Source organism: Pseudomonas luteola NBRC 103146 (genome assembly GCF_002091675.1).
GTDB classification, from domain to species: domain Bacteria; phylum Pseudomonadota; class Gammaproteobacteria; order Pseudomonadales; family Pseudomonadaceae; genus Chryseomonas; species Chryseomonas luteola.
Map to the genome: position 1 here is coordinate 17,719 of NZ_BDAE01000007.1, position 24,819 is coordinate 42,537.

Annotated in this window: 29 protein-coding genes; 17 read left to right on the forward strand and 12 right to left on the reverse strand. The window is 54.1% G+C overall.

Features of this window, described 5'->3' with window-relative positions; genetic code table 11:
* Positions 1–8: 8 nt before the first annotated feature.
* Complete coding sequence (gene yjgA / locus PLU01S_RS10135) at positions 9–533, reverse strand: ribosome biogenesis factor YjgA (protein ID WP_074827883.1); 525 nt, start codon at positions 531–533, stop codon at positions 9–11.
* A 92-nt stretch (positions 534–625) separates the two neighbouring features.
* Here yjgA and pmbA point away from each other — a divergent pair, with 92 nt between their 5' ends.
* From pmbA to PLU01S_RS10150, 3 genes are all read left to right on the forward strand, one after another.
* Positions 626–1,975 (forward strand): metalloprotease PmbA, encoded by a 1,350-nt coding sequence (gene pmbA, locus PLU01S_RS10140; RefSeq protein ID WP_074827886.1) that lies wholly within the window; start codon positions 626–628, stop codon positions 1,973–1,975.
* Between the two features lie 286 nt (positions 1,976–2,261).
* Positions 2,262–2,873, forward strand: a complete 612-nt coding sequence (locus tag PLU01S_RS10145; protein WP_019365678.1) for a superoxide dismutase — start codon at positions 2,262–2,264, stop codon at positions 2,871–2,873.
* An 85-nt stretch (positions 2,874–2,958) separates the two neighbouring features.
* The gene (locus tag PLU01S_RS10150) at positions 2,959–3,840 is read left to right on the forward strand and encodes a ZIP family metal transporter (protein WP_376748337.1); all 882 of its coding nucleotides are present in this window, start codon (positions 2,959–2,961) and stop codon (positions 3,838–3,840) included.
* Between the two features lie 14 nt (positions 3,841–3,854).
* Here the strand turns inward: PLU01S_RS10150 and PLU01S_RS10155 are convergent, their stop codons facing one another.
* The 9 genes from PLU01S_RS10155 to PLU01S_RS10195 all read right to left on the reverse strand — a co-directional run bounded on the left by PLU01S_RS10155 (position 3,855) and on the right by PLU01S_RS10195 (position 10,480).
* Positions 3,855–4,127 (reverse strand): HPr family phosphocarrier protein, encoded by a 273-nt coding sequence (locus tag PLU01S_RS10155; RefSeq protein ID WP_010797280.1) that lies wholly within the window; start codon positions 4,125–4,127, stop codon positions 3,855–3,857.
* 21 nt (positions 4,128–4,148) lie between these two features.
* The gene (gene rapZ, locus PLU01S_RS10160) at positions 4,149–5,012 is read right to left on the reverse strand and encodes an RNase adapter RapZ (protein WP_010797281.1); all 864 of its coding nucleotides are present in this window, start codon (positions 5,010–5,012) and stop codon (positions 4,149–4,151) included.
* Position 5,013: 1 nt separating this feature from the next.
* Positions 5,014–5,478, reverse strand: a complete 465-nt coding sequence (gene ptsN, locus PLU01S_RS10165) for a PTS IIA-like nitrogen regulatory protein PtsN (protein ID WP_010797282.1) — start codon at positions 5,476–5,478, stop codon at positions 5,014–5,016.
* A gap of 16 nt (positions 5,479–5,494) precedes the next feature.
* The gene (hpf, locus tag PLU01S_RS10170; protein ID WP_010797283.1) at positions 5,495–5,803 is read right to left on the reverse strand and encodes a ribosome hibernation-promoting factor, HPF/YfiA family; all 309 of its coding nucleotides are present in this window, start codon (positions 5,801–5,803) and stop codon (positions 5,495–5,497) included.
* Positions 5,804–5,926: 123 nt separating this feature from the next.
* Positions 5,927–7,423, reverse strand: coding sequence for an RNA polymerase factor sigma-54 (locus tag PLU01S_RS10175; protein WP_074827893.1), 1,497 nt, complete (start codon positions 7,421–7,423; stop codon positions 5,927–5,929).
* 107 nt (positions 7,424–7,530) lie between these two features.
* A complete protein-coding gene (gene lptB, locus PLU01S_RS10180; protein ID WP_010797285.1) occupies positions 7,531–8,259 on the reverse strand; it encodes an LPS export ABC transporter ATP-binding protein in 729 nt (242 codons plus the stop codon).
* On the reverse strand, positions 8,256–8,801 hold the full coding sequence (gene lptA, locus PLU01S_RS10185; RefSeq protein ID WP_010797286.1) for a lipopolysaccharide transport periplasmic protein LptA: 546 nt from the start codon (positions 8,799–8,801) through the stop codon (positions 8,256–8,258). The genes lptB and lptA overlap by 4 nt, the downstream gene beginning before the upstream one ends.
* On the reverse strand, positions 8,788–9,360 hold the full coding sequence (gene lptC / locus PLU01S_RS10190) for an LPS export ABC transporter periplasmic protein LptC (protein ID WP_010797287.1): 573 nt from the start codon (positions 9,358–9,360) through the stop codon (positions 8,788–8,790). Before lptC ends, lptA begins: the two co-directional genes overlap by 14 nt.
* 145 nt (positions 9,361–9,505) lie before the next feature.
* Complete coding sequence (locus PLU01S_RS10195; protein ID WP_010797288.1) at positions 9,506–10,480, reverse strand: KpsF/GutQ family sugar-phosphate isomerase; 975 nt, start codon at positions 10,478–10,480, stop codon at positions 9,506–9,508.
* A 210-nt stretch (positions 10,481–10,690) separates the two neighbouring features.
* On the opposite strand from PLU01S_RS10195, the gene PLU01S_RS10200 reads away from it, so the two are divergent.
* The 10 genes from PLU01S_RS10200 to hisC all read left to right on the forward strand — a co-directional run bounded on the left by PLU01S_RS10200 (position 10,691) and on the right by hisC (position 18,504).
* The gene (locus tag PLU01S_RS10200) at positions 10,691–11,500 is read left to right on the forward strand and encodes an ATP-binding cassette domain-containing protein (protein WP_074827898.1); all 810 of its coding nucleotides are present in this window, start codon (positions 10,691–10,693) and stop codon (positions 11,498–11,500) included.
* A complete protein-coding gene (gene mlaE, locus PLU01S_RS10205) occupies positions 11,500–12,294 on the forward strand; it encodes a lipid asymmetry maintenance ABC transporter permease subunit MlaE (protein ID WP_010797290.1) in 795 nt (264 codons plus the stop codon). The genes PLU01S_RS10200 and mlaE overlap by 1 nt, the downstream gene beginning before the upstream one ends.
* On the forward strand, positions 12,294–12,770 hold the full coding sequence (mlaD, locus tag PLU01S_RS10210; RefSeq protein ID WP_019365671.1) for an outer membrane lipid asymmetry maintenance protein MlaD: 477 nt from the start codon (positions 12,294–12,296) through the stop codon (positions 12,768–12,770). Before mlaE ends, mlaD begins: the two co-directional genes overlap by 1 nt.
* 12 nt (positions 12,771–12,782) lie before the next feature.
* Positions 12,783–13,430, forward strand: a complete 648-nt coding sequence (locus PLU01S_RS10215) for an MlaC/ttg2D family ABC transporter substrate-binding protein (protein WP_074827900.1) — start codon at positions 12,783–12,785, stop codon at positions 13,428–13,430.
* Positions 13,427–13,738 carry an STAS domain-containing protein gene (locus tag PLU01S_RS10220; RefSeq protein WP_074827902.1) on the forward strand — a complete coding sequence of 104 codons (312 nt, stop codon included), beginning with the start codon at positions 13,427–13,429 and terminating at the stop codon, positions 13,736–13,738. Before PLU01S_RS10215 ends, PLU01S_RS10220 begins: the two co-directional genes overlap by 4 nt.
* A 97-nt stretch (positions 13,739–13,835) precedes the next feature.
* Positions 13,836–14,075, forward strand: a complete 240-nt coding sequence (locus PLU01S_RS10225) for a BolA family protein (protein WP_010797294.1) — start codon at positions 13,836–13,838, stop codon at positions 14,073–14,075.
* A gap of 22 nt (positions 14,076–14,097) precedes the next feature.
* Positions 14,098–15,363 (forward strand): UDP-N-acetylglucosamine 1-carboxyvinyltransferase, encoded by a 1,266-nt coding sequence (gene murA / locus PLU01S_RS10230; RefSeq protein WP_010797295.1) that lies wholly within the window; start codon positions 14,098–14,100, stop codon positions 15,361–15,363.
* A 6-nt stretch (positions 15,364–15,369) separates the two neighbouring features.
* On the forward strand, positions 15,370–16,005 hold the full coding sequence (gene hisG, locus PLU01S_RS10235; protein WP_074827904.1) for an ATP phosphoribosyltransferase: 636 nt from the start codon (positions 15,370–15,372) through the stop codon (positions 16,003–16,005).
* Between the two features lie 122 nt (positions 16,006–16,127).
* A complete protein-coding gene (gene hisD / locus PLU01S_RS10240; protein ID WP_074827905.1) occupies positions 16,128–17,438 on the forward strand; it encodes a histidinol dehydrogenase in 1,311 nt (436 codons plus the stop codon).
* Between the two features lie 4 nt (positions 17,439–17,442).
* Positions 17,443–18,504, forward strand: coding sequence for a histidinol-phosphate transaminase (gene hisC, locus PLU01S_RS10245; protein ID WP_074827909.1), 1,062 nt, complete (start codon positions 17,443–17,445; stop codon positions 18,502–18,504).
* Positions 18,505–18,522: 18 nt separating this feature from the next.
* Here hisC and PLU01S_RS10250 read toward each other — a convergent pair whose 3' ends face one another.
* Entirely contained in the window at positions 18,523–19,707 is a 1,185-nt protein-coding gene (locus PLU01S_RS10250) for a S1C family serine protease (protein ID WP_074827911.1), read from the reverse strand.
* Positions 19,708–19,831: 124 nt separating this feature from the next.
* Here PLU01S_RS10250 and PLU01S_RS10255 point away from each other — a divergent pair, with 124 nt between their 5' ends.
* From PLU01S_RS10255 to cysN, 3 genes are all read left to right on the forward strand, one after another.
* Entirely contained in the window at positions 19,832–20,590 is a 759-nt protein-coding gene (locus PLU01S_RS10255; RefSeq protein WP_074827915.1) for a Nif3-like dinuclear metal center hexameric protein, read from the forward strand.
* A 117-nt stretch (positions 20,591–20,707) separates the two neighbouring features.
* Complete coding sequence (gene cysD, locus PLU01S_RS10260; protein ID WP_074827918.1) at positions 20,708–21,625, forward strand: sulfate adenylyltransferase subunit CysD; 918 nt, start codon at positions 20,708–20,710, stop codon at positions 21,623–21,625.
* A gap of 1 nt (position 21,626) precedes the next feature.
* On the forward strand, positions 21,627–23,525 hold the full coding sequence (gene cysN, locus PLU01S_RS10265; RefSeq protein ID WP_074827922.1) for a sulfate adenylyltransferase subunit CysN: 1,899 nt from the start codon (positions 21,627–21,629) through the stop codon (positions 23,523–23,525).
* Between the two features lie 46 nt (positions 23,526–23,571).
* On the opposite strand, the gene PLU01S_RS10270 is transcribed toward cysN, so the two are convergent.
* Complete coding sequence (locus PLU01S_RS10270; RefSeq protein WP_074827924.1) at positions 23,572–24,006, reverse strand: Z-ring associated ZapG family protein; 435 nt, start codon at positions 24,004–24,006, stop codon at positions 23,572–23,574.
* Positions 24,007–24,141: 135 nt separating this feature from the next.
* On the opposite strand from PLU01S_RS10270, the gene PLU01S_RS10275 reads away from it, so the two are divergent.
* Complete coding sequence (locus tag PLU01S_RS10275) at positions 24,142–24,774, forward strand: alpha/beta hydrolase (RefSeq protein WP_074827927.1); 633 nt, start codon at positions 24,142–24,144, stop codon at positions 24,772–24,774.
* Positions 24,775–24,819 lie beyond the last annotated feature (45 nt).

The following is a 24,819-nucleotide window of genomic DNA, read 5'->3' on the forward strand; positions in this document are numbered from 1 at the left end:
GCCGCGTATTAACGCAGGCCCCGCTTGGTATCATCCAGTTCACGGATGTACTTGAACAGTTTACGTGCCGCTGACGGCGGCTTGTTATGCGACTGCTCGTGTTGGGCGTGACGGATCAACTGGCGCAGGTGCTGGCGGTCAGCGTCCGGGTAGTCTTCGACAAAAGCCTGCAGGACCTCGTCGCTACCACCCAGCAGACGATCCCGCCAGCGTTCAAGGGCGTGAAAGCGCTCGTTGTACTGGCGGGTCGAGGAATCGACTTGTTCGATCATGGCCATGATCGCATCAAGATCCTGATCGCGCATCAGTTTGCCCAGGTACTGGGTATGTCGCTTCCGGGCGACGTTGGCTTTGTGCTTGGGAGCCTCGGCCAAAGCGCGGCGCAAAGGCTCGGTCAAGGGGAGGCGGTCAAGCAGGTCAGGGCTCATCCCGGCGAGGCGCGCGCCAAGGTCCTGCAGGGCATGCAATTCGCGCTTGATCTGCGATTTGCTCTTCTCTCCGGAGAAGGAGTCGTCGTCAAGAAAATCAGACATGAGGGTGGTCCATAACTAAAGGTCGCCATCATAACGAGTTGAAGGTCGGTTGTCCGGTCCGCCGGGCTGCCAACGCTGTATAGGAGAGAAGCATGAATCAATCCGTGGAAGCTGTCGGCCCGGCTGCCTTACCTGCCTTGCGTGAACAGGTCGAGCGCATTTTGGCGGAGGCGCGTCAGCAGGGTGCCACTGCTTGTGAGGTCTCGGTATCTGTTGAGCAGGGGTTATCTACAACCGTTCGCAAGGGCGAGGTTGAAACGGTTGAGTTCAATCGTGATGAGGGCTTCGGTATTACCTTGTACGTAGGACACCGCAAGGGCTCGGCCAGTACGTCCGCAGCGGGCGAAAATGCTATCCGTGAGACCGTAGCCGCGGCTCTTGCCATTGCCCAGCACGCTTCCGAAGACGAATATTCAGGCTTGGCCGATCCGGAAAAAATGGCCAAGAGCCTACCTGACCTGGACCTGTTCCATCCCTGGAGCATTACGCCTGACGAGGCGATCGAGAAAGCGCTTATTTGCGAGTCAGCGGCCTTTGCAGCCAATCCCAAAATCACCAATGCTGATGGGACAAGCCTCAACACTCATCAGGGTTGCCGTATCTATGGCAACAGCCATGGCTTTATCGGTGGGTATGCCAGCAGTCGACACAGCCTGAGCTGCGTCATGATTGCGGAAAGTAATGGCCATATGCAGCGCGATTATTTTTACGACGTCAATCGTGTGGCTGAAGAGCTGATGGACCCTGTCTATATTGGTCAGCGCGCAGCAGAACGGGCGGTGAGTCGCTTGGGGGCTCGTCCGGTTCCGACGGCCCAGGTTCCTGTGCTGTTTGCGCCTGAACTGGCCTCAGGATTGTTCAGTAATTTCCTGGCCGCTATTTCTGGCAGCAACCTCTATCGGAAGACGACCTTCCTGGAAGGCGCAATGGGGCAGCAGCTCTTCCCTGAGTGGTTATCTGTCGATGAGCGTCCACTAATTCCTAGGGCATTGGGTAGTGCATCGTTCGACAATGAAGGACTGGCGACCTATGCCAAGCCCTTTATCGATAAGGGTGAGTTGGTTTCCTATTTGCTGGGCACCTATTCCGCCCGCAAACTGGGGATGCAAAGTACAGCCAATGCCGGAGGCGTGCATAACCTGTTTGTCAGTCACGGCAGTGATGACCAGGCGGCCCTGATCCGTCGCATGGGCAAAGGACTTCTCGTAACCGAACTCATGGGGCAGGGGGTCAATCTGGTAACAGGCGACTACTCACGGGGCGCTGCCGGTTATTGGGTCGAAAACGGCGAAATACAGTTTCCGGTGCAGGAAGTCACTATTGCGGGGCGTCTTCAGGATATGTTTCGCAACATCGTTGCGATCGGTTCGGATGTAGATCATCGCGGTGGTATTCGAACCGGATCGGTGCTGATTGAGTCCATGACTCTGGCCGGACGTTGATTCAAACTTTTGCGCCTGCCAAACAAACTACTGTAGGCAGGCGTAAAACGTCGCTTTCGTTTGTCGAATCTGTTAGATATGTTATTGATAAAGAATCTCATTTCTTATGAAGTCTGGTTTTATGGGGTGACAGGTCTTTAATTCTGTCCAGTTAACCCATAGCTAATAACTTTCAGCGTCAAGCCTCACTGGCGCGCTTCACTCAGCAGTAAACACGTGAACGTTCGAGCAACACGGGTCTGCCCTTAGGCAGACGATAGTTATTCTCACATCAGGAGACGACATCATGCCTCATACGCTTCCAGCTTTACCCTATGCCTACGATGCACTGGAACCTCACATCGATGCGCAGACAATGGAAATTCACCATACCAAGCATCATCAGACCTACATCAATAATCTGAATGCTGCGCTCGAGGGGACCGGCCTTGAGTCCTTGCCGGTAGAAGAACTGCTGACTCAACTGGACAAGCTGCCTCAAGATAAGCGTGGTGTGGTAGTAAACAACGGCGGCGGACATGCCAACCACTCTCTGTTCTGGACCGTTATGACTCCGCAAGGCGGTGGTAACCCGGAAGGTGAATTGGCTCAGGCGATCGATTCCCAGTTGGGCGGTATGGACGCATTCAAAGAAGCCTTCACCAAGGCTGCGGTGTCTCGCTTTGGCAGTGGCTGGGCATGGTTGAGCGTGACGCCTGAAAAGAAACTGGTTGTTGAAAGTACACTCAACCAGGACAGCCCCATCATGAATGGCAATACGCCTATTCTGGGCCTGGACGTATGGGAGCACGCATACTACCTGCGTTATCAGAACCGTCGTCCGGAATACATTGGTGCCTTTTACAACGTAGTCAATTGGCCTGAAGTTGCTCGTCGCTATCAGGCAGCAATGGCCTAACTGGGTACAAGCGTCGTGATCTTCGCGGTGTAAGGGATTCTTGCACCGCGTCTTCCAGTCCTGTCTTTCTTACCTTGGCAGGTTTATGCGCTCAATACAGGCCTTTCTCTCAAGCTATCTCGGATTGACGTTGTGTCTTATCCTGCTTTGCATTGGGATCACATTTCATCAACTTGATGCACTCCAAGCGTTATTTCAAACATCGTCCATGCAGAATGCGCTCAAAGGCGGCATGCTTTGCGCATTAGGGACTGCACTCGGGGCGCTTCCTGTCCTTGCGCTTTCCCGTATCTCCGAGCGTCTATCCAATACCATGTTGGGCTTTGGCGCAGGCGTCATGCTTGCGGCTACTGCCTTTTCCCTTCTATTGCCTGCATTGGATGCAGGGGGCTCGCTAGGGTATTCCAAGTGGGGCAGTGGAGCGGTAGTCAGCTGTGGAATCATGCTAGGCGTGCTTGGCATGCTAGGGTTGGAGCGTGTCATGCCGGAGCAGGAGTTAGAGCAGCGTGATTCTATTTCCGCCGTAGAGCCGCGAATCCTACTGTTCGTTGCAGCCATTATTCTTCATAACATTCCCGAAGGGATGGCTGTCGGTGTAGCCGCAGGTGGTGCTGTTGAAGGGGCAGAGAGTCTGGCGCTTGGGATCGCCCTGCAGGACTTTCCGGAAGGGATGGTGATTGCGCTGGTGTTGGCTGGAGCGGGCGTAAACCGGTATAAAGCGGTGGGCATTGGCGCAGCCTCAGGGCTGGTTGAGCCGCTTTTCGCAGTCATTAGCGCTTGGCTGGTCAATTTCAGTCAGATGATGCTGCCTTGGGGGCTGTCGCTGGCAGCAGGTGCCATGTTGTTTGCCGTAACCCACGAAGTCATTCCTGAGGCGCACCTTAAAAAGGGTCACCGCAGTGCTGCCACCGTCGGGCTCGGCATTGGTTTTTGTCTGATGATGGTAATGGATACCGCATTAGGGTAGGGGAGCGTAGGCGATCATTCGCCTTCGTCGAACCGGTTGTTGATCAATTCAATCAATGCCTGCAAGGCTTCTTCGCTCTGTTCGCCTTCCGTTGCCAAGTGAAGCATCGTGCCTTTGCCAGCAGCCAGCATCATGACAGACATGATGCTTTTCCCATCGATTGTGCTTTCAGGGCTTCTACCGACTCTGACTTCGCACGGAAAGCGCCCAGCCACACCGACGAACTTGGCCGCTGCGCGTGCATGCAGCCCTAGCTTATTGATGATGGTGATTTCTTGGGCGGGCATTACGTTGAGTGTCCTTAATCGCTATTGTCCAGGTAGGTCGCGGTGGCGAATCTGGACTTTTTTCAGTTTTGATTTGAGAGCTGTTCCCAGTCGCTGGGCAATGTAAACCGAGCGGTGGTGGCCTCCCGTACAGCCAATCGCAATCGTTACATAAGAGCGATTGTTAGCGGCGAAATTGGGCAGCCATTTAGACAGGTAATTATAGATGTCTTGGTAGAGCTCTTCGACCTCGGTTTGCTCCTCCAGATACTCGATCACGGGTTGATCCAGACCTGAAAGCTCCCTGAGCTCTGCTTTCCAATAGGGATTGGGCAGGAAGCGGATATCGAAAACCATATCTGCATCAACCGGGAGGCCCCGTTTGAAACCGAACGACTCGATTAGAAACGCAGTGCCAGGCTCGGGTGCATTGAGCAAGCGTAGCTTGATCATGTCCTTGAGCTGATAAAGATTCAGATGAGTGGTGTCGATCTTCAGGTCAGCCAGATCGGCAATAGGCATCAGCAGCTGACGCTCATCCTCGATGGCTTCAGCCAGCGAACGATACTCGCTCGTAAGCGGATGACGACGGCGGGTTTCCGAGAACCGTTTGAGCAGTGTCTGATCATCTGCATCCAGATACAGCACATCGCAACGGATATGGCGTGATCTGACTTGCTCAAGCAGCTCGGGAAAGCGTTGTAGCTGGCTAGGCAGGTTGCGGGCGTCGATAGACAGGGCTATCTGAGACTGAGCCCCTTCGGATTCAGTCAGGGCGCGCTCGGACAGGTCCGGTAAAAGACCGGCAGGTAGATTATCGATGCAATAAAAGCCGTTGTCTTCCAGCACATCTAGTGCTGTGCTTTTGCCAGATCCGGAGCGTCCACTGACGATAATCAGATGCATGTTAATGACCGCTTTGGGCGTCGATAACTATTTGATAGAGCCCATTGCTAGTAGTTGCATGGCGCAGTCGGTCGCGGATTTCAGCCTTATCCAGCATGGCTGCAATCTGGCGCAACAACTCCAGATGCTGCTCGGTAGCAGCTTCGGGTACGAGCAGGACGAAAATAAGGTCTACTGGCGCTCCGTCGAGTGAGTCGAAGTCTACCGGTGTTTGCAGGTGGCACAGCACACTAATAGGCTCCTTGGAGCCACTCAGGCGGCAGTGAGGAATAGCTATTCCATTGCCGAAACCGGTCGACCCTAACTTTTCTCGGGCCATGAGGCTTTCGAAAATCGAGTGAGCGTCTTGCCCTGGCAAGTCAGTCGCAGCAATTTCAGAAATCTGCTGAAGCACGCTTTCTTTACTGACCCCTGGCACGCTCACGTGTGAGCGGCCAGGGGTCAGAATGGTTTCTAATCGAATCATAGGGTGATGTTAAGTCTCAACGGACGCCCAACCCTTGCTGCCTCTCGAGCTGTTTCTCTTTGTGTTTGATCAACTGGCGGTCGAGTTTATCGGTGAGAAGGTCGATGGCAGCGTACATGTCTTCATGTTCGGCATTTGCAACGACAGACGCACCTGCAACATGCAAGGTGGCTTCAACTTTCTGTTTCAGTTTATCGACCTGCATGATTACCTGAGCACTGGTAATGCGATCGAAGTGGCGTTCAAGTCGGGCGAGCTTTTCTCCAACGTAGCTGCGAAGGGAGTCGGTAACATCCAGTTGATGCCCACTGATGTTGACTTGCATACCGCGTTCTCCTTATTGCCGTGGTGTAACAGGCAGGCATTAGGCCTGCCGAAGAAACACTGTTGAGCGATAAGCGCCTCTTTCCCCCGCGCTCGCAGTCCGCTCGTGGCGAGCCGCCTAAGTCTAGACCAGCCTTTTCCGTTCACTCGATGGAGCAATGCCCAGCGACTCACGGTATTTGGCTACAGTCCGACGCGCGACCTGTATGCCTTGTGACTCCAGTAAACCAGCGATCTTGCTGTCGCTCAATGGCTTTTTTGCATTTTCGGCAGCAACAAGTTTTTTGATGATGGCGCGAATGGCGGTCGACGAGCATTCACCGCCCTCAGCCGTGCTTACGTGACTGGAGAAGAAGTATTTCAATTCGTATATGCCACGAGGCGTGTGCATATACTTTTGGGTGGTCACACGAGAAATTGTGGACTCGTGCATGCCAACCGCCTCGGCAATATCGTGAAGTACGAGTGGTTTCATGGCTTCTTCGCCATACTCTAAAAAGCCACGCTGATGCTCGACGATTTGCGTCGCAACCTTCATCAGGGTCTCGTTACGGCTCTGCAGACTCTTGATGAACCAGCGAGCTTCCTGCAACTGGTTACGCATGAAAGTGTTATCTGCACTGCTGTCGGCACGTTTCACGAAACCGGCATATTGTGAGTTTACGCGTAGCCGCGGCACCGCCTCCTGGTTCAGCTCAACCAGCCAACGGTCATTGTGTTTGCGCACGATGACATCAGGAACCACGTACTCGGCTTCACCTGATTCGATCTGGGAGCCTGGTCGGGGGTGCAGGCTTTGAATCAGCTCGATTACGTCGCGTAACTCATCTTCCTTGATCTTCATGCGGCGCATGAGTTGGCTGTAATCACGGCTGCCTAGGACGTCCAGATAATCTGTGACCAAGCGCTTGGCTTCCGCCAGCCGTGGTGTTTTGCCTGGAAGCTGATTGAGTTGCAGCAGCAGGCATTCCTTGAGATTACGTGCGCCTACGCCTGCCGGTTCGAACTGTTGAACACGGCGTAAAACTACTTCGACTTCATCAATCTCTACCTCAAGCTCAGGATCTAGCGAGGCGTGTATGTCTTCGAGTGATTCTTCGAGGTAGCCATCATTATTGATGCCGTCGATGATCGACATGGCGACCATGCGATCCACGTCCGACATCGGGGCCAGATTCAGTTGCCAGAGAAGATGGCTCTGCAGACTTTCACCTGTCGATGTTCTGGATGTGAAATCCCATTCATCGTCGTCAGAGCTCGGAAGGCTGCTCGCGCTTGTCTGATAGATATCTTCCCAGGCGGTATCGACGGGAAGCTCATTGGGGATACGGTCACTCCATTCGGACTCGTCCGACTCAGAGGTCTCTATCGAGGGAGCCGTATCCTTGAACGTAACCTCCTGGCTACCAGGATTCGATAGCTCCTCGCCATCGGCAAGCGGGTCGCTGTGATCAAAATCATCGCCTTCTTCTTGCCGCTCGAGCATGGGGTTGGATTCCAGGGCTTCCTGAATTTCCTGCTGGAGATCAAGCGTCGAAAGTTGAAGCAATCGAATGGCCTGTTGCAGCTGAGGAGTCATGGTCAGCTGCTGGCCCATCTTTAAAACTAACGATGGTTTCATGGCTGCGGGCTTAGCACCTTAATCTACAGACGCGAACTGCGCCACGGAGCCCACCAGATAATTTGGTAGGGATGAGCAAATTATATGCCTGGTTTTTACCCTTTTGCCTAGAGGCGGAATTCGTGCCCCAGATAAACTTCCTTAACCAGGTCGTTGGCCAGCACGCTTTCGGCATCGCCTTCAGCAATCAGCTGTCCGTCATTCACAATATAAGCCATCTCACAGATTGTGAGGGTTTCCCGAACATTGTGATCCGTGATCAAAACGCCAATGCCTTTGGCTTTCAAGTGGCGAATGATTTGCTTGATATCACCCACTGAAATAGGGTCGACACCGGCAAAGGGCTCATCCAGCAGAATGAACTTGGGCGCCGTGGCTAGGGCGCGAGCAATCTCGACGCGACGACGTTCCCCACCCGACAGGCTCATGCCTAGGTTGTCACGAATATGGGTGATGTGAAATTCTTGAAGCAGCGACTCGAGCGCCTGGGTGCGTCCGTTTCGGTCCAGGTCCTTGCGTGTTTCAAGGATGGCCATGATGTTGTTGGCCACGGTCAGCTTGCGGAATATCGATGCTTCCTGGGGGAGATAACCGATACCTGCCTGCGCTCTGCCGTGCATAGGCAGGTTGGTGACATCCTGGTTATCGATCAGTACACGGCCATGATCGGCGTTGACCAACCCTACGATCATATAAAAGCATGTCGTCTTGCCCGCACCGTTAGGTCCGAGCAGTCCCACGATCTGGCCGCTTTCGATGGTCAGGCTGACATCCCGGACCACTTGGCGACCCTTATAGCTCTTGGCCAGATGCTGGGCTTTGAGCAGTACTGTCATTGAGCTTGCCCCGGCTGCTGGTCTTTGTTCTTGGGCTGGATGACCATGTCGATACGCGGTCTTGGTGTGGTGATCTTGTTACCGTTTGCACGGCCAGCATTCACGATCTGGCGCTGGGTGTCGTAAACGATCTTTTCGCCTTCGAACGTATTGCCTTGCTGTTCAACGCGTGCCTGGTCGATCAGTACGATTCGGTTTTCATCCGCATAGTACTGGATAGTCAGGCCGTAAGCCTTCACCGTATCTTTGTCCGCAGATGGCTTCTGCTCATAGTGAGCCGGCTTGCCAACGGCAGTTGCAACCTTGATGTTGCCGTTGTTGTCCTGGGTGATGGTCACGGTGTTACCCGTGATCTTCATCGTGCCTTGGGTAATGATGACGTCGCCTCGATAAACCGCTACGTTCTGCTTGTCATCGAGTTCGGCACTGTCGGCCTGTACCCGGATGGGCTGGTTGCGGTCAGAAGGCAGAGCCCAGGCGTTAACGCTTCCGAACGTAGCGCCCAGGGTTAAAAGAAGGGGTAGAGATTTAACGAACCTCATGCTGGCCTCTTACATTGGACAGCAGGAGCATTCTGCCGTCATTCAGGTACGCTTTCATGCCTTTCGCTGTGGTCACGCTATTAGCGGCCTCAATCTTAACGGCTTGCTCAGTCTGCGCATAATTTTTGTCAGGAAAAACAGTCATTCGCGTCGTCGTCATCACGATAGGGCGGCCCTTTTCGTCTGTACGCTCGACCCTTACATCATCGATCAACTCAGCCTGTGTACCTTTTGGCGCCACCTCGGCCCTTGCGCTGCGAACATGCCAGGGCAGGTCAGTACCGCGGTATGCCAGCATATCGGGTTTCGAAACCAGTGTGACATCGGTGGCCTGAACGTGATCAAGCCGTTCGGCTGTCATCTCGTATTGTACCTTTCCATCGGCACGGTACTGGATCGTTTTGACATTTGTTGCATAGGCATCAATGGCATTATCGGTCTGGGCATTGCCTGCCGGGTCATCGATAAACCGTTGCGGCAAGAGGTTCCAGTAACCGATAGCGACCAGCGCCAGGGCAATCAGGACATAAAGTACAGGTTTACGCAGTGTACGGAACATGACAAAAGGCCTGCAAAAGCATTGTAGTCAAACGGCGGCATAAAGCACGGCAAAGGCTCTTTACCATTTGAAACGTAAAGCATTTATGAGTGCCATCACTGCCATGCAGCAGCAATGATGGGCTGTCTCTCGATATGAGCTGCATTCACATGACGCCTGCGCGAAGCAGGTCGTGCATGTTCAGTGCCCCCAGAGGGTAATCTTTCTCGTCGACCACAACCAAGGCGCTAATCTTGTGATCTTCCATGACTTTCAATGCCTCGGCTGCCAGCATCTGTGGGCGTGCCGTACGACCATGCTCCGTCATGACGTGGTCTATGGTCGTTGAGCGTACGTCAATTCCGCGATCAAGCGCACGCCGAAGGTCCCCATCAGTAAAAATACCTGCCAGTCGGCCATCAGGCTCCGTGACGACGGTCATGCCAAGCCCTTTTTGGGACATCTCAAGTAATGCACCGCTAAGCGAAGTGCCTCGTGGCACTTGAGGTAATTCCTTCCCGCTATGCATGACATGCTCGACCTTGAGAAGCAGGCGTCGGCCCAGAGCGCCGCCGGGGTGAGAAAAGGCAAAATCTTCAGCCGTGAAGCCTCGTGCATCGAGCAAGGCAATGGCAAGCGCATCCCCCAGAACCAGACTGGCAGTGGTGGAGGAGGTCGGTGCAAGATTCAGCGGGCAGGCTTCCTTGGCAACGCCTGCGTCCAGGTTGACAGTAGCTGCCTGGGCCAGAGGTGACTGGGGATTGCCTGTCATACTGATCAACGTGATTCCCAGTCGCTTGATAAGTGGCAAGAGCGTCACTATTTCAGGGGTAGAGCCAGAGTTGGACAGGGCCAGCACAATGTCCGCCTGGGTAATCATCCCCATGTCGCCGTGGCTTGCTTCGGCGGGATGGACGAAAAACGCGGGTGTGCCTGTGCTTGCCAGCGTGGCCGCAATCTTATTGCCGATATGTCCGGACTTTCCCATGCCCAGTACAACGATGCGGCCCTTGCAGTCCAGCATCAGTTCACAGGCTTTGACAAAGCGATCATCTATACGCCCACGCAATGCGTTCACGGCTTCCACTTCATAGCTGATGGTACGATTTGCGGATTCGATGAAATTTGCAGCGTGGGTCATTTGTCTACCAGTTTGCTGGGCAGCAGATTGATTGAAAACGCAGAATTATAACGACAATCAATCCCCCCTCCTATGAAAACGATTGAATTATGTTCATGTTGGGGAGGTAGCGCTGAAATGTTATGCTATGTCCTTGTCGAATAGGCCCTTAAAAGTGCCTTGGATGCTATTCGATGCGTCTGCCAGGAGGGCTGTAAGCTAGGAGTTTAGATGAACACCGATAGCGAGTATGCGGTCGAGCTTAAAGGCGTTACCTTCAAGCGAGGCGAGCGTACCATCTACGAGAATGTTGATATCCGCATCCCGCGTGGCAAGGTGACCGGTATTATGGGGCCTTCAGGGAGCGGCAAGACAACGCTGTTACGCTTGATTGCAGCCCAGTTGCGCCCTGAAAAGGGTGAGGTATGGGTTAACAATCTCAATCTTCCCACGCTGTCTCGAAGTGACCTGTTCAATGTGCGTAAGCAGATGGGCGTTCTGTTTCAGAGCGGTGCACTGTTTACAGACCTTGATGTTTTCGAAAACGTGGCCTTTCCTCTCCGGGTTCATACCAAGCTGCCTGAGGAGATGATCCGGGATATCGTCCTGATGAAACTTCAGGCGGTCGGTCTGCGGGGCGCTATCGAGTTGATGCCCGATGAGCTGTCCGGAGGCATGAAACGTCGGGTGGCTCTGGCTCGGGCGATTGCATTGGATCCTCAGATCCTGATGTATGACGAGCCTTTCGTGGGACAGGACCCCATTGCCATGGGCGTACTGGTGCGCCTGATTCGTCTGCTCAATGATGCACTGGGATTGACCAGTATCGTTGTGTCACATGATCTGGCCGAGACGGCAAGTATCGCTGACTATCTTTACATTGTCGGGGATACACAGGTGCTGGGCCAAGGAACCCCCGCAGAGCTCAAGGAGTCGTCTGATCCACGAGTGCTTCAGTTCATAAAAGGTACCCCGGATGGCCCGGTACCCTTCCATTTCGCAGCGCCTGACTATAGCGAAGATCTTTTGGGGAGGCGCTAATGCGTCACATTTCACTGCTTGAGCGCATCCGCTTATTGGGGCGCACAGGCCTGGATGTATTGGCTGCAGCCGGTCGTTCTGTTCTTTTGCTATTGCAATCCTTGTTTGGCCGCTCCGGCGCAGGCAAGGGTGGACAGTTGCTGATCAAGCAGCTCTATTCGGTAGGGGTTTTATCGCTACCCATCATCCTGGTTTCCGGTCTTTTCATCGGTATGGTTATAGCACTTCAGGGCTATAACATTCTGGTTACCTATGGTTCGGAACAGGCGGTTGGGCAGATGGTGGCGCTTACCCTGTTGAGAGAGTTGGGCCCTGTAGTTAGTGCGCTTCTGTTCGCAGGTCGCGCAGGTTCCGCGTTAACGGCTGAAATCGGCAACATGAAGTCGACAGAGCAGTTGTCCAGCCTCGAAATGATCGGTGTTGATCCGCTCAAATATATAGTGGCTCCGCGCCTGTGGGCGGGCTTTATTTCCTTACCTCTGCTCTCGGCCATCTTCAGTGTTGTAGGTATCTGGGGCGGTGCGATGGTTGCGGTTGACTGGCTCGGCGTCTACGACGGCTCGTTCTGGAGCAACATGCAGAACAGCGTCCAGATGGCGGATGTCATCAATGGCATGATTAAAAGCCTTGTATTTGCCTTTGTGGTGACCTGGATCGCCGTGTTCCAGGGGTACGACTGCGACGCCACTTCCGAAGGGATCAGCCGCGCGACGACCCGAACAGTTGTCTATGCCTCTCTGGCAGTGCTGGGTCTCGACTTTCTTTTGACTGCTTTGATGTTTGGAGATATCTGATGCAAACCCGCACCCAGGAAATTGGTGTCGGCCTGTTTCTGCTCGCTGGCTTGCTGGCTCTCTTGCTGTTGGCTTTGCGAGTGAGTGGCTTGAGCGTTGGCGAGCACAATGACACCTATAAAGCGTATGCCTATTTCGACAATATCGCCGGTCTGACCGTACGTGCAAAAGTCACGATGTCAGGCGTCACGATTGGCCGAGTCACCGCAATCGATCTGGATCGTGATAGCTACCGTGGTCGAGTGACCATGCAGATCGACCAACAGGTCGATAACATTCCGGTCGATTCCACCGCCTCCATCCTGACAGCAGGTCTGTTGGGTGAAAAATATATTGGTATTAGCGTGGGAGGGGATGAGGAGGTTGTCAAAGATGGCGGAACTATTCGTGATACCCAGTCGTCGCTGGTATTGGAAGATCTGATCGGCAAATTCCTGCTCAACACCGTCAACAAAGATTCGTCTGGCGATAAGTAAGAAGGACACGACATGCTCAAATTATTGCGAAACAGCGTTCTGGCCTTGCTGGCCGTAGTGCCATTGCTGGCCTCTGCAGCGCCTTCGGCTCACGATGTCATTCAACAGACTACAGATAAGTTGCTGTCTGATCTGCAAACCAACAAGGAAACATATCGGAGCAATCCAGATGCTTTCTATAACTCTTTGAACGAGATCCTTGGTCCGGTCGTTGATGCCGAAGGTATCTCCCGCAGCATCATGACCGTAAGGTACAGTCGTCAGGCATCGCCTGAGCAAATGGCTCGCTTCCAGGAGAACTTTAAGCGAAGCCTGATGCAGTTCTATGGTAACGCACTGTTGGAGTACAACAATCAGGGTATCAAGGTTCTGCCAGCAACTGACAATGATCCCGAGCGTACTAGCGTAGGCATGGAAGTACGTGATAGCCGCGGAACTGTCTATCCGGTCTCCTATACTATGGTAAATATCAATGGCAGTTGGAGAGTGCGTAACGTAATCATCAACGGCATTAATATCGGTAAGCTGTTCCGTGATCAGTTTGCCCAGTCCATGCAGGCCAACGGCAACAACTTGGACAAGGTTATCGATAGCTGGGCTAATACCGTGGCGCGTGCCAAAAACTCTCCTGAAGCTCAAAAGGCCCAGGCTGGCTCATGAGTACGCAGGCGCATCTAGGAGAGAAGGTGCCGGGCGTCATGATGCTGTCTGGTCTTCTCGATCATCAGGCGACGGTAGCGCTGCGTCAGGAAGGGCAGCGCTATATACAGCAGAGCAGTACCGATGTGATCGTGATCGACTGTGCTGGTGTCGAGCGCTCCAACAGTGCAGGGCTTTCCTTGTTGCTGTCCTTTCAACGTGATGTGTTGCAGGCTGGCAAAAAACTTGAGGTTTGGAATTTGCCTGCAGATATGAAGCAGATCGCAAGTGTGTCCGGTTTGCTGGACATTCTTCCTCTCTCTCATTGAATATCCCATCGCCCTCTATCTGCAACCTTGGGGTTCGCAGTTGGGGGGCTTTTTTGTATTATGTCTGGCTGCGGAATAGGCTGCCAGGAGGTTGAACATGCAGGCTGAAGAAGTTAAACGCTTATTGGAAGCGCAACTGCCGGAAACTCAGGTTGAGGTAGAAGGCGAGGGCTGCAACTTCCAATTGAACCTGATTGGCGATGAATTGGCTGCTATGAGCCCAGTAAAGCGCCAGCAGCAAGTCTATTCCCATCTCAATGCATTGATCGCTGATGGCAGCATCCATGCAGTCACTATGAAATTCTATACGCGCGCCGCTTGGGCTGAACGGGCTTGAGTTCGGCGCCGCCGAGATACCTATGGATAAATTGATTATTACCGGTGGCGCCAGCCTAAACGGAGAGATCCGTATTTCAGGCGCAAAAAACTCTGCCCTGCCGATCTTGGCTGCCACCTTGCTTGCGGATACGCCTGTAACTGTTTGCAATCTGCCGCATCTGCATGACATCACTACCATGATCGAATTGTTCGGTCGTATGGGGGTGCAGCCGGTTATCGACGAAAAGCTCAACGTTGAAGTAAATGCTTCGACTATCAAGACGCTTGTAGCGCCCTATGAGCTGGTCAAGACCATGCGAGCCTCTATTCTGGTGCTGGGTCCGATGCTGGCTCGTTTCGGCGAAGCCGAAGTCGCACTGCCCGGCGGATGTGCCATTGGCTCGCGTCCGGTCGATTTGCACCTGCGCGGCCTTGAGGCGATGGGTGCCCAGATTGAAGTCGAGGCAGGCTATATCAAAGCCAAGGCTCCAGCGGGCGGCCTGCGTGGCGCACATTACTTCTTTGATACCGTCAGTGTAACCGGTACTGAAAACGTTCTGATGGCGGCAACGCTGGCCAAAGGACGTAGCGTCATCCAGAATGCTGCACGTGAGCCGGAAGTCGTGGATCTGGCCAATTGCCTGATCGCCATGGGAGCCCATATTGAAGGTGCCGGTACCGATACCATTACGGTAGAAGGTGTCGAGCGTCTGGGTGGCGCCCGTTATTCCGTACTGCCCGACCGTATCGAGACGGGTAGTTATCTGGTTGCGGCGGCGGCTACCCGTGGTCGCGTCAAGCTCAAGGATACTGATCCTTCCATTCTCGAAGCCGTTCTGCTCAAGCTGGAAGAGGCAGGTGCCCACGTTTCTACTGGATCCAATTGGATCGAGCTGGACATGAAAGGGAATCGACCCAAGGCAGTCAATGTGCGTACTGCACCGTACCCTGCATTCCCAACAGATATGCAGGCGCAGTTCATCTCCATGAACGCTGTGGCAGAAGGCACAGGAACGGTCGTTGAAACGATCTTTGAAAACCGCTTCATGCACGTCTATGAAATGACTCGCATGGGCGCTCAGATCGCTGTGGAAGGTAATGCTGCCATCGTAACCGGCATTCCTCACCTGAAGGCTGCCCCCGTAATGGCTACTGACTTGCGTGCATCGGCCAGCCTGGTAATCGCTGCGCTGGTAGCGGAAGGCGATACCCTGATCGACCGTATCTACCATATCGATCGGGGTTATGAGTGCATCGAGGAAAAGCTACAACTTCTGGGTGCTAAAATTCGCCGTGTTCCGGGTTAAGGGCTCATGCTGACTATCGCGCTTTCAAAAGGCCGAATCCTGAACGATACGCTGCCGCTTCTTGCGGCGGCGGGTATCGTCCCAACTGAAGACCCCGATAAAAGCCGCAAGCTGATCATCCCCACAAGTCTGGATGATGTGCGCTTGTTGATCGTACGTGCGACTGACGTGCCGACCTACGTTGAGCAAGGCGCAGCTGACTTGGGTGTTGCGGGAAAGGATGTGCTTATGGAGCACTCTGGCCAAGGACTCTACGAGCCGCTGGATCTGCAGATCGCCAAATGCCGGCTGATGACAGCGGGTGCAGTAAATGCTCCAGAGCCACGTGGCCGCATCAAGGTAGCGACCAAGTTTGTCAATATCGCCAAACGTTACTATGCCGAGCAGGGACGTCAGGTCGATATCATCAAGCTCTATGGCTCCATGGAGCTTGCACCGCTAGTGGGGCTGGCTGACAAGATCATTGACGTGGTCGATACAGGTAATACCTTGCGCGCCAATGGGCTTGAGCCACAGGAGCTGATTGCCCATGTTAGCTCTCGATTGATCGTCAACAAGGCTTCGATGAAGATGCAGCACGCGCGTATCCAGGCGCTGATCGATGTGCTGCGTGCTACGGTCGAAGAGCGACACCAGGCCTGACCTTTCGCACGGCTGATGCCGTGCCTGCCTATCCGTGTCATAGCCAATTTTCTCAGGTACCCGCACGGCAGGGCTGATACTCTAGCGGTGCCTGAGACTAGCCATTGATAAGAGGCTTCGCTATGACCGCACCGATTACGCTTCGCCGACTCGACGCTGCCGATCCTGATTTCGCGCGTCATCTGGATCATCTGCTGAGCTGGGAAAGTGTTTCTGACGCTGGCGTCAATCAGCGAGTCCTGGAGATTATCGAGGCTGTTCGCACCCGAGGGGATGAAGCTCTGGTGGAGTTCACACAGCGCTTTGATGGCGTCCAGGCTAGCTCAATGTCTGATCTGATTCTGCCTCGCGAAAGACTTGAGTTGGCTCTTACGCGCATTACCGATGAGCAGCGAAATGCTCTTGAGCATGCAGCAGATCGTGTTCGCAGCTATCACGAAAAGCAAAAGCAGGACTCCTGGCGTTATACGGAAGCGGATGGCACCGTTCTTGGGCAGCAAGTGACGCCGCTTGATCGGGCTGGGTTATATGTACCTGGCGGCAAGGCTTCCTATCCCTCTTCGGTGTTGATGAACGCCATTCCTGCCAAGGTTGCCGGTGTTGCTGAAGTTGTAATGGTCGTGCCAACGCCTCGCGGTGAAATCAACGAGCTGGTGCTCGCTGCTGCGTGCATTGCAGGCGTGGACCGCGTTTTTACTGTGGGTGGTGCGCAAGCAGTAGCGGCACTGGCTTACGGTACGCAAAGCGTCCCTCGTGTGGACAAGATCGTAGGGCCAGGCAATATCTATGTTGCAACGGCCAAGCGTCATGTCTTCGGACAGGTGGGTATCGACATGATTGCCGGGCCCTCCGAGATTCTAGTGGTCTGTGATGGCCAGACTGATCCAGACTGGATCGCCATGGATCTGTTTTCTCAGGCTGAGCATGATGAAGATGCCCAGTCGATTCTTGTCAGTCCTGATGCCGAGTTTCTGGACAGGGTTGCTGAAAGTATCGCTCGTCTTCTGCCTACAATGGAGCGTGCTGAAATCATCCGAACGTCCTTGGAAGGAAGAGGTGCTCTGATTCATGTTGCCGATCAGGCTCGGGCCTGCGAGGTCGTCAATCGCATTGCGCCTGAGCATTTGGAGCTCTCTGTAGCTGATCCTGAAGCCTGGTTGCCGGGCATTCGCCACGCGGGCGCGATCTTCATGGGGCGCTATACCGCTGAGGCACTGGGGGATTATTGTGCAGGGCCCAACCATGTTCTACCCACGTCCGGCACTGCACGTTTCTCTTCTCCTTTGGGCGTGTATGACTTCCAGAAGCGCTCGTCCTTGATCTTTTGTTCCGCGGATGGCGCTTCAGTGCTGGGGCGTACCGCCTCGGTGCTTGCGCGTGGGGAGTCCCTGACAGCTCATGCGCGCAGCGCTGAATACCGGATCAAGGAGTGATGTCATGAGTCGATTCTGGAGTCCCTTCGTCGAGAAGCTGGTGCCGTATGTACCTGGCGAGCAGCCCAAGATTGCCAATCTGGTAAAACTCAACACCAACGAAAACCCCTACGGCCCTTCGCCCAAGGTTATTGATGCGATACGGGCTGAGCTGGGCGAGGGCTTGCGGCTGTATCCTGATCCCAATGGGGATCGGTTGAAGCAGGCGGTAGCAGAGTATTATTCAATCAATGTCGAGCAAGTGTTTGTAGGCAATGGTTCGGATGAAGTGCTTGCCCATATCTTTCACGGCTTGTTTCAGCACAAGGCGCCCTTGCTGTTCCCGGATATTTCGTACAGCTTCTATCCAGTGTACTGTGGATTGTATGAGATTCCATTCGAAGCGTTGCCACTGGATGAACACTATCAAATCAATCTGGAAGACTACATCCGGCCTAACGCCGGTATTATTTTCCCCAATCCTAACGCGCCTACAGGGTGTCTGGTAGGGTTGGGGCACATCGAGTCGCTTCTGCAAAAGAACACGGACTCGGTTGTGGTGGTTGATGAAGCCTATGTGGATTTTGGTGGCGAGACTGCTATTTCACTGGTGGGTCGTTATCCAAATCTGCTAGTGACTCAAACGCTCTCCAAGTCTCGCTCCCTGGCAGGCTTGAGGGTTGGGCTGGCAGTAGGTCATCCCGATCTCATCGAAGCATTGGAGCGGGTCAAGAACAGTTTCAATTCATACCCGCTTGATCGGTTGGCGCTGGCAGGCGCCGTCGCAGCCTTTGAAGACAGGGACTATTTCAGTCAAACGTGCGGAGCAGTGATTGAAAGCCGAACGGTGCTGGTAGCCGAATTGGAAGCACTGGGTTTCCATGTGCTGCCCTCTGCTGCAAATTTCGTGTTCGCTCAGCACCCTTCGTATGAGGGGGCTGAATTGGCGGCTGCACTGCGTGAAAGACGCGTCATTGTGCGTCATTTCAATAAGCCTCGAATCGATAAGTTCTTGCGTATCACAATTGGTACGCCAGAACAAAATGCTGTTTTGATCGAGGCGTTGAAGGACTACGGACTCGCCTGATGGAAGAAAAAACGGCGCCTATGGGGCGCCGTTTTTTTGTGTTGACTCATCAGAAGAGGGCTCGGATGACGTGCTGGTATCAATGGGTGGCCTTAAGCCTATGATTCCGGTCAGTTTAAGCGGCTTTCCATTGCGAAGCACTTCTATCGAGATCTTGTCTCCGGGTCTGCTGCGTGCGACCTGATTCATGGACTGGCGACCATCGATCGCAGGTTCGTTGTCCAGCTTAAGCAGAATGTCGCCTGGCTGCAGGCCGGCACGTTGTGCCGGACCGTTGGGGTAAACCCCAGAAACGACAATGCCGTCCTGATTAGGCAGGTTGAACGAGGCGGCAAGCTCTGGGGAAATACGTTCTACCTCAACCCCTAGCCAGCCGCGGATTACCTGGCCGTGGGCAATGATTGATTGCATGACGTCCATGGCCAGTTTGATGGGAATGGCGAAGCCGATACCCTGCGAGCCACCGGATAAAATCGCTGTGTTGATACCAATCAGATTGCCGTTGGCATCTACCAGTGCCCCACCAGAGTTACCCAGGTTAATGGCTGCATCTGTCTGGATGAAATCCTCATAGGTATTTAGCCCCAGCTGGTTACGGCCTGTGGCACTGATAATACCCATGGTCACCGTCTGACCTACGCCGAACGGGTTGCCAATAGCCAGTGCCACATCCCCGATGCGAATGGCTTCCGAATGGCCGATGGAGATGGCCGGAAGACTATCCAGATCAATCTTGAGAACAGCCAGATCTGTATCGGGATCGCTTCCTATCAGATGCGCCACCGTCTGCCGGCCATCCTGTAACGCTACGACAATGGTATCGGCGTCAGAGGTGACATGGTTGTTGGTTAGCAGATAGCCTTCATGGCTCATGATCACTGCCGAACCCAGGCTCAGCTCTTCGTTACTCTTTGGTGGATTCTTATCAAAGTAGGGTTTGAATAAGGGGTCATCCTGAATTGGCGCGCTGGGCTTCTTAGGATGCTTGGTCGAACGTAGTGAAACTACGGCCGGAGCTGCCTTGCTGGCGGCATCAGCATAAGAGACCGGGCCTTGAGTGCGAGGGGAGGTCTCAGTCGTCTGCTCGAAATGTACCTGCTGCTTGGGCAAGCCTACCCATTCAGGAAATCGAATGACTACCACCGCTGCCAGCAGGATGCCTACCACGATGGGCCAGCAGTAGGAGCGCAAGGCCTTTAACATTATTACCAATCCTTGTTGCGAGGCCTGTGTACGGCCGATAAGGTGCGGCCATTATACGGAGCTGCCTTTGTCTATAAAGACATGCGAACCGATTGGTAGAGCCTGTTTAATGGAGAATATAACCATGACCATAGCCTTGACGACACTGCTGGATGAGGCGAACCGCTATCTTGATGCTGCTGCAATCAAGGATTACTGCCCCAATGGCCTGCAAGTGGAAGGTCGCGCTACGGTGGCTCGTATCGTTAGCGGTGTGACCGCAAGCCAGGCGTTGTTGGATGCCGCGATAGAGGCAGGGGCCGACATGGTGCTTGTGCACCATGGCTACTTCTGGAAAAGCGAGGATCCGCGTGTCATCGGAATGAAGCAGCGTCGACTCAAGACCTTGATCATTAATGACGTGAGCCTGGTGGCTTATCACCTGCCGCTCGATTTGCATCCTGTGGTGGGTAATAACGTTCAGCTGGCCGAGCGCTTGGGTATCACGGTTGAGGGAGGGATCGAGCCAGGTAATCCACGCTCTATCGTTTTGCAAGGGACACTAAGTGAACCGCGTACCGCTGCCGAGTTTGCAGCTCATATCAAGCATGTTCTAGGGCGCGAACCTCTCGTAATCGAGGGTGATCGCCCCATCAAGCGGATCGCCTGGTGTACAGGGGGAGCCCAAGGTTATATCGATCAGGCTATCGCCGCTGGTGTTGATGCCTATCTTACAGGTGAAGTATCGGAGCAGACCGTTCACAGTGCGCGTGAAAATGGCATTAGTTTTTTTGCGGCTGGCCATCATGCGACCGAGCGTTACGGCGTTCAGGCTTTGGGAGAGTATCTTGCAGGACGTTTTGGCATAGAGCATGTCTTCATCGACAGTTCGAATCCGGCTTGAATATATATATAGAACACTTGGTTCTAAGCAGGCTCCTGAATAGAAGAGTTATGCTGTGGTATCGTGAGTGTTCGTCCACGGCCCGCTGGCCGTCCCTCCGCAATTCCGTGAGTAGCCATGCTCGATAAACTGACTCATTTGAAACAGCTCGAGGCGGAAAGCATCCACATCATTCGTGAGGTGGCCGCCGAATTCGACAACCCTGTGATGCTGTACTCCATCGGTAAAGATTCCGCGGTAATGCTGCATCTGGCGCGTAAAGCCTTTTTTCCCGGCAAGTTGCCGTTTCCTGTTCTGCACGTCGATACAGGCTGGAAATTCAAAGCCATGTACGAGTTTCGTGATCGCATGGTCAAGGAAATGGGGCTGGATCTTCTGATTCACCAAAACCCAGAAGGCGTCGCTCAGGGAATCAATCCCTTTACACATGGTAGCGCCAAGCATACCGATGTGATGAAGACTCAAGGCCTCAAACAGGCACTGGACAAATATGGCTTCGATGCTGCCTTTGGCGGCGCCCGTCGCGATGAAGAAAAGTCTCGTGCCAAGGAGCGCGTCTATTCGTTCCGTGACACTAAACACCGCTGGGATCCAAAGAACCAGCGCCCGGAGTTGTGGAGCATCTACAACGGCAACATCAATAAGGGCGAATCGATTCGGGTCTTCCCACTTTCGAACTGGACCGAGCTGGATATCTGGCAATACATCTATCTGGAAAGTATCCCGATCGTTCCGCTGTACTTTGCGGCAGAGCGGGACGTAATCGAGAAGAATGGCACGCTCATCATGATTGACGACGAGCGTATTCTCGAACACCTTTCCGACGAGGAAAAAGCACGTATTCAGAAGCAGCAGGTCCGCTTCCGTACCCTGGGTTGCTATCCACTTACCGGGGCGGTCGAGTCTTCTGCGGCTACGCTACCCGATATCATTCAGGAAATGCTGCTGACTCGGACCTCCGAGCGTCAGGGTCGAGTCATTGATCATGATGCGGCGGGGTCAATGGAAGAGAAGAAACGTCAGGGGTATTTCTAATATGTCGCATCAATCCGAACTGATTAGTCAGGACATCCTGGCATACCTGGCCCAGCACGAGCGCAAGGAGCTACTTCGCTTCCTGACGTGCGGCAACGTAGATGATGGCAAGAGCACCCTGATCGGTCGCCTGCTGCATGATTCCAAGATGATCTATGAAGATCATCTTGAGGCAATTACTCGCGACTCCAAGAAAGTCGGTACCACAGGCGAGGAAGTAGATCTGGCGCTGCTGGTGGATGGCTTGCAGGCCGAGCGTGAGCAGGGCATCACTATTGATGTGGCGTATCGTTATTTTTCTACGGCCAAGCGCAAGTTCATCATCGCCGATACCCCTGGTCATGAGCAGTACACTCGCAATATGGCGACCGGTGCGTCCACCTGTGACCTTGCGATCATCCTGATCGACGCACGTTACGGTGTGCAAACCCAGACACGTCGCCACAGTTTTATTGCATCGCTGCTCGGCATCAAGCATGTTGTGGTTGCGGTGAACAAGATGGATCTGCTGGGCTTTGACGAAGCGGTTTTCAACCGGATCCGCGAGGACTACCTGAGCTTTGCCGAGCGCATCAATCTGGGCGCCAAGGACATACACTTTGTCCCGATGTCAGCGCTCAAGGGCGATAACGTGGTCAATCGCAGCGAGCAAACGCCCTGGTATACCGGCAAGCCGCTGATGGAAATTCTGGAAACCGTCGAGATCGCAGCCGATCGCAATGTCACCGACATGCGCTTTCCGGTCCAGTACGTAAACCGTCCAAACCTGAACTTCCGCGGATTTGCCGGTACTCTGGCCTCTGGCGTGGTGCATAAGGGTGATGAGGTTGTTGTGCTGCCATCAGGCAAGGGTAGCCGCGTGAAATCCATCGTCACGTTCGAGGGCGAGCTGGAGCAGGCTATTCCTGGTCAGGCCGTTACGCTGACGCTTGAAGATGAAATCGATATCTCCCGTGGAGATCTGCTGGTTCATCCAGATAATCGACCCCACGTGACGGATAGCTTCGAAGCCATGCTGGTTTGGATGGCTGAAGAGCCCATGCTGCCTGGCAAGAAATACGATATCAAGCGTGCAACCAGCTATGTCCCCGGCTCTCTGCCCAGCATCGTGCATACGGTTGATGTAAACACGCTGGAAAAAGGTCAGGCCAGCCAGCTCAAGCTGAACGAGATTGCGCGGGTCAAGGTCAGCCTGGATGCCCCTATCGCTCTAGACAGTTACGAGCGCAACCGTACCACGGGTGCCTTCATCGTTATCGATCGGCTTACCAATGGTACGGTCGGCGCAGGCATGATCATCGCGGATCCCAAGGTGGGCGGTACTGCCGATCAGCATGGCCATCAGCTACATGTCTCCACTGAGGAGCGCGCGGCTCGGTTCGGCCAGCAGCCTGCTACGGTGCTCTTTACAGGTCTTTCCGGCGCAGGCAAGAGCACGCTGGCGTATGCAGTCGAGCGCAAGCTGTTCGATGCCGGACGTGCGGTGTATGTACTGGATGGGCAGAACCTGCGTCATGACCTTAACAAGGGGCTTCCGCAGGATCGTGCAGGGCGTCGTGAGAATTGGCTTCGGGCGGCCCATGTGGCCCGTCAGTTCAATGAAGCCGGCCTATTGACCCTTGCCGCATTCGTAGCGCCGGACGCCGAAGGGCGTGAGCAGGCCAAGACGCTGATCGGTCCTGAGCGGGTCATTACAGTGTACGTTCAGGCCTCTCCGCAGGCATGTCGTGAACGCGATCCTCAGGGGCTGTATGCGGCTGAGGGTGACAACATCCCGGGTGAGTCCTTCCCCTACGATGTGCCGCTAAACGCCGACCTGATAATCGATACGCAAAGCCTTTCCATTGAGGAAGGAGCCAGGCAGGTAATCGCCTTGCTGCGGGCCAGAGGTCATATCTAGGTGTTAATAAAAAGCCCGGCTATTGCCGGGCTTTTTATTTATCTTTTCAACGATGATTCTTAAGGCTGTAGGCCTCATCCAGCCCGCTGTCAGTATCGCCCTTTGGCGCGTAGTCCTTGGGCGCCTCTGCAGGACCGTCCAGACGGTCGCGTGGTGATGGGTAGTTGTCATGGCTATGCAGGGCCGCTTGTAGGCGCTGGCGTGTCAACTCGTCCAGAGCCAGGCGATCCGCACCTTCGGAAAGGTGACGCTGCACATCCTGGTAATTCTGGGTGAGTTTTTTCACAAGTCCTGCCGTTGTGCTGAAGTGGCTAGTGACCTCATGTTGATAACTGTCAAAGCGCTGCTGAAGCTCGTCAAGCTGGCGTTGTACTCGGTTGGGCGCGGTGCCAGGCATCAGGCGCGCAATCAGAAAGCCGATGCCTATACCAACGAGCAGGGCAATAACAGGCATTAGCCAAATAGTCAGGGACTGGTCCACGAATCTTCCTCTCTGAACGTCTTTTGCATTACGGTAACGGCTTCTTGCTGCGCTTGTACACTGTCCCATGTTAAATAGTGAGCGCAGTCAACGAGCTAGACGAGTCGACCCGATAGAGGGTCACGGAGTTCAGGTGTGTCTACACGAGAAAATCCAGTTTCGATCGAAGGGCCTTCAGGGCCACTCGAAGCCTTGCATCTTGATCAGCCTGACGCCCGTGGCGTAGCGATCATCTGCCATCCGCATCCCCTGTTTGACGGGACTATGCACAATAAGGTCATTTCTACGCTGCAACGTACTGTAAGGGATGCAGGCTTTTCCACGCTACGTTTCAACTTTCGAGGCGTAGGACAAAGCGCTGGAAGCTACGGTGAGGGAGCAGGTGAGATTGATGATGCCTATGCGGCTGCACAGTGGTTGATAAGGCAGCACCCAGGGGTACCTTTAACCGTCATGGGGTTTTCATTCGGTGCCTGTGTGGCGGGATGCCTAGCAGGGCGTCTGGAAGGAGACGGGCAGGCATTGACTCGTCTGTTCATGCTGGCTCCTTCTGTCGAACGCTTCGATATTGAAGGTAAGCTACCGCTGCGCTGCCCTTTGACGGTCATTCAGCCCGAGGCCGATGAAGTCGTCACGCCGGAAAAGGTCTATGCCTGGTCTGAAGCGTTGCAGCAGCGCCATGAGTTGATCAAAGTCCCTGAATGCAGCCATTTCTTTCATGGCAAACTGACCGACCTCAAAGCGCTGGTCCAGCCTCGACTGGACTGATTAAGCCGTTGCGTCCGAAGACGCCGTAATTGGCGGCCATGCCTG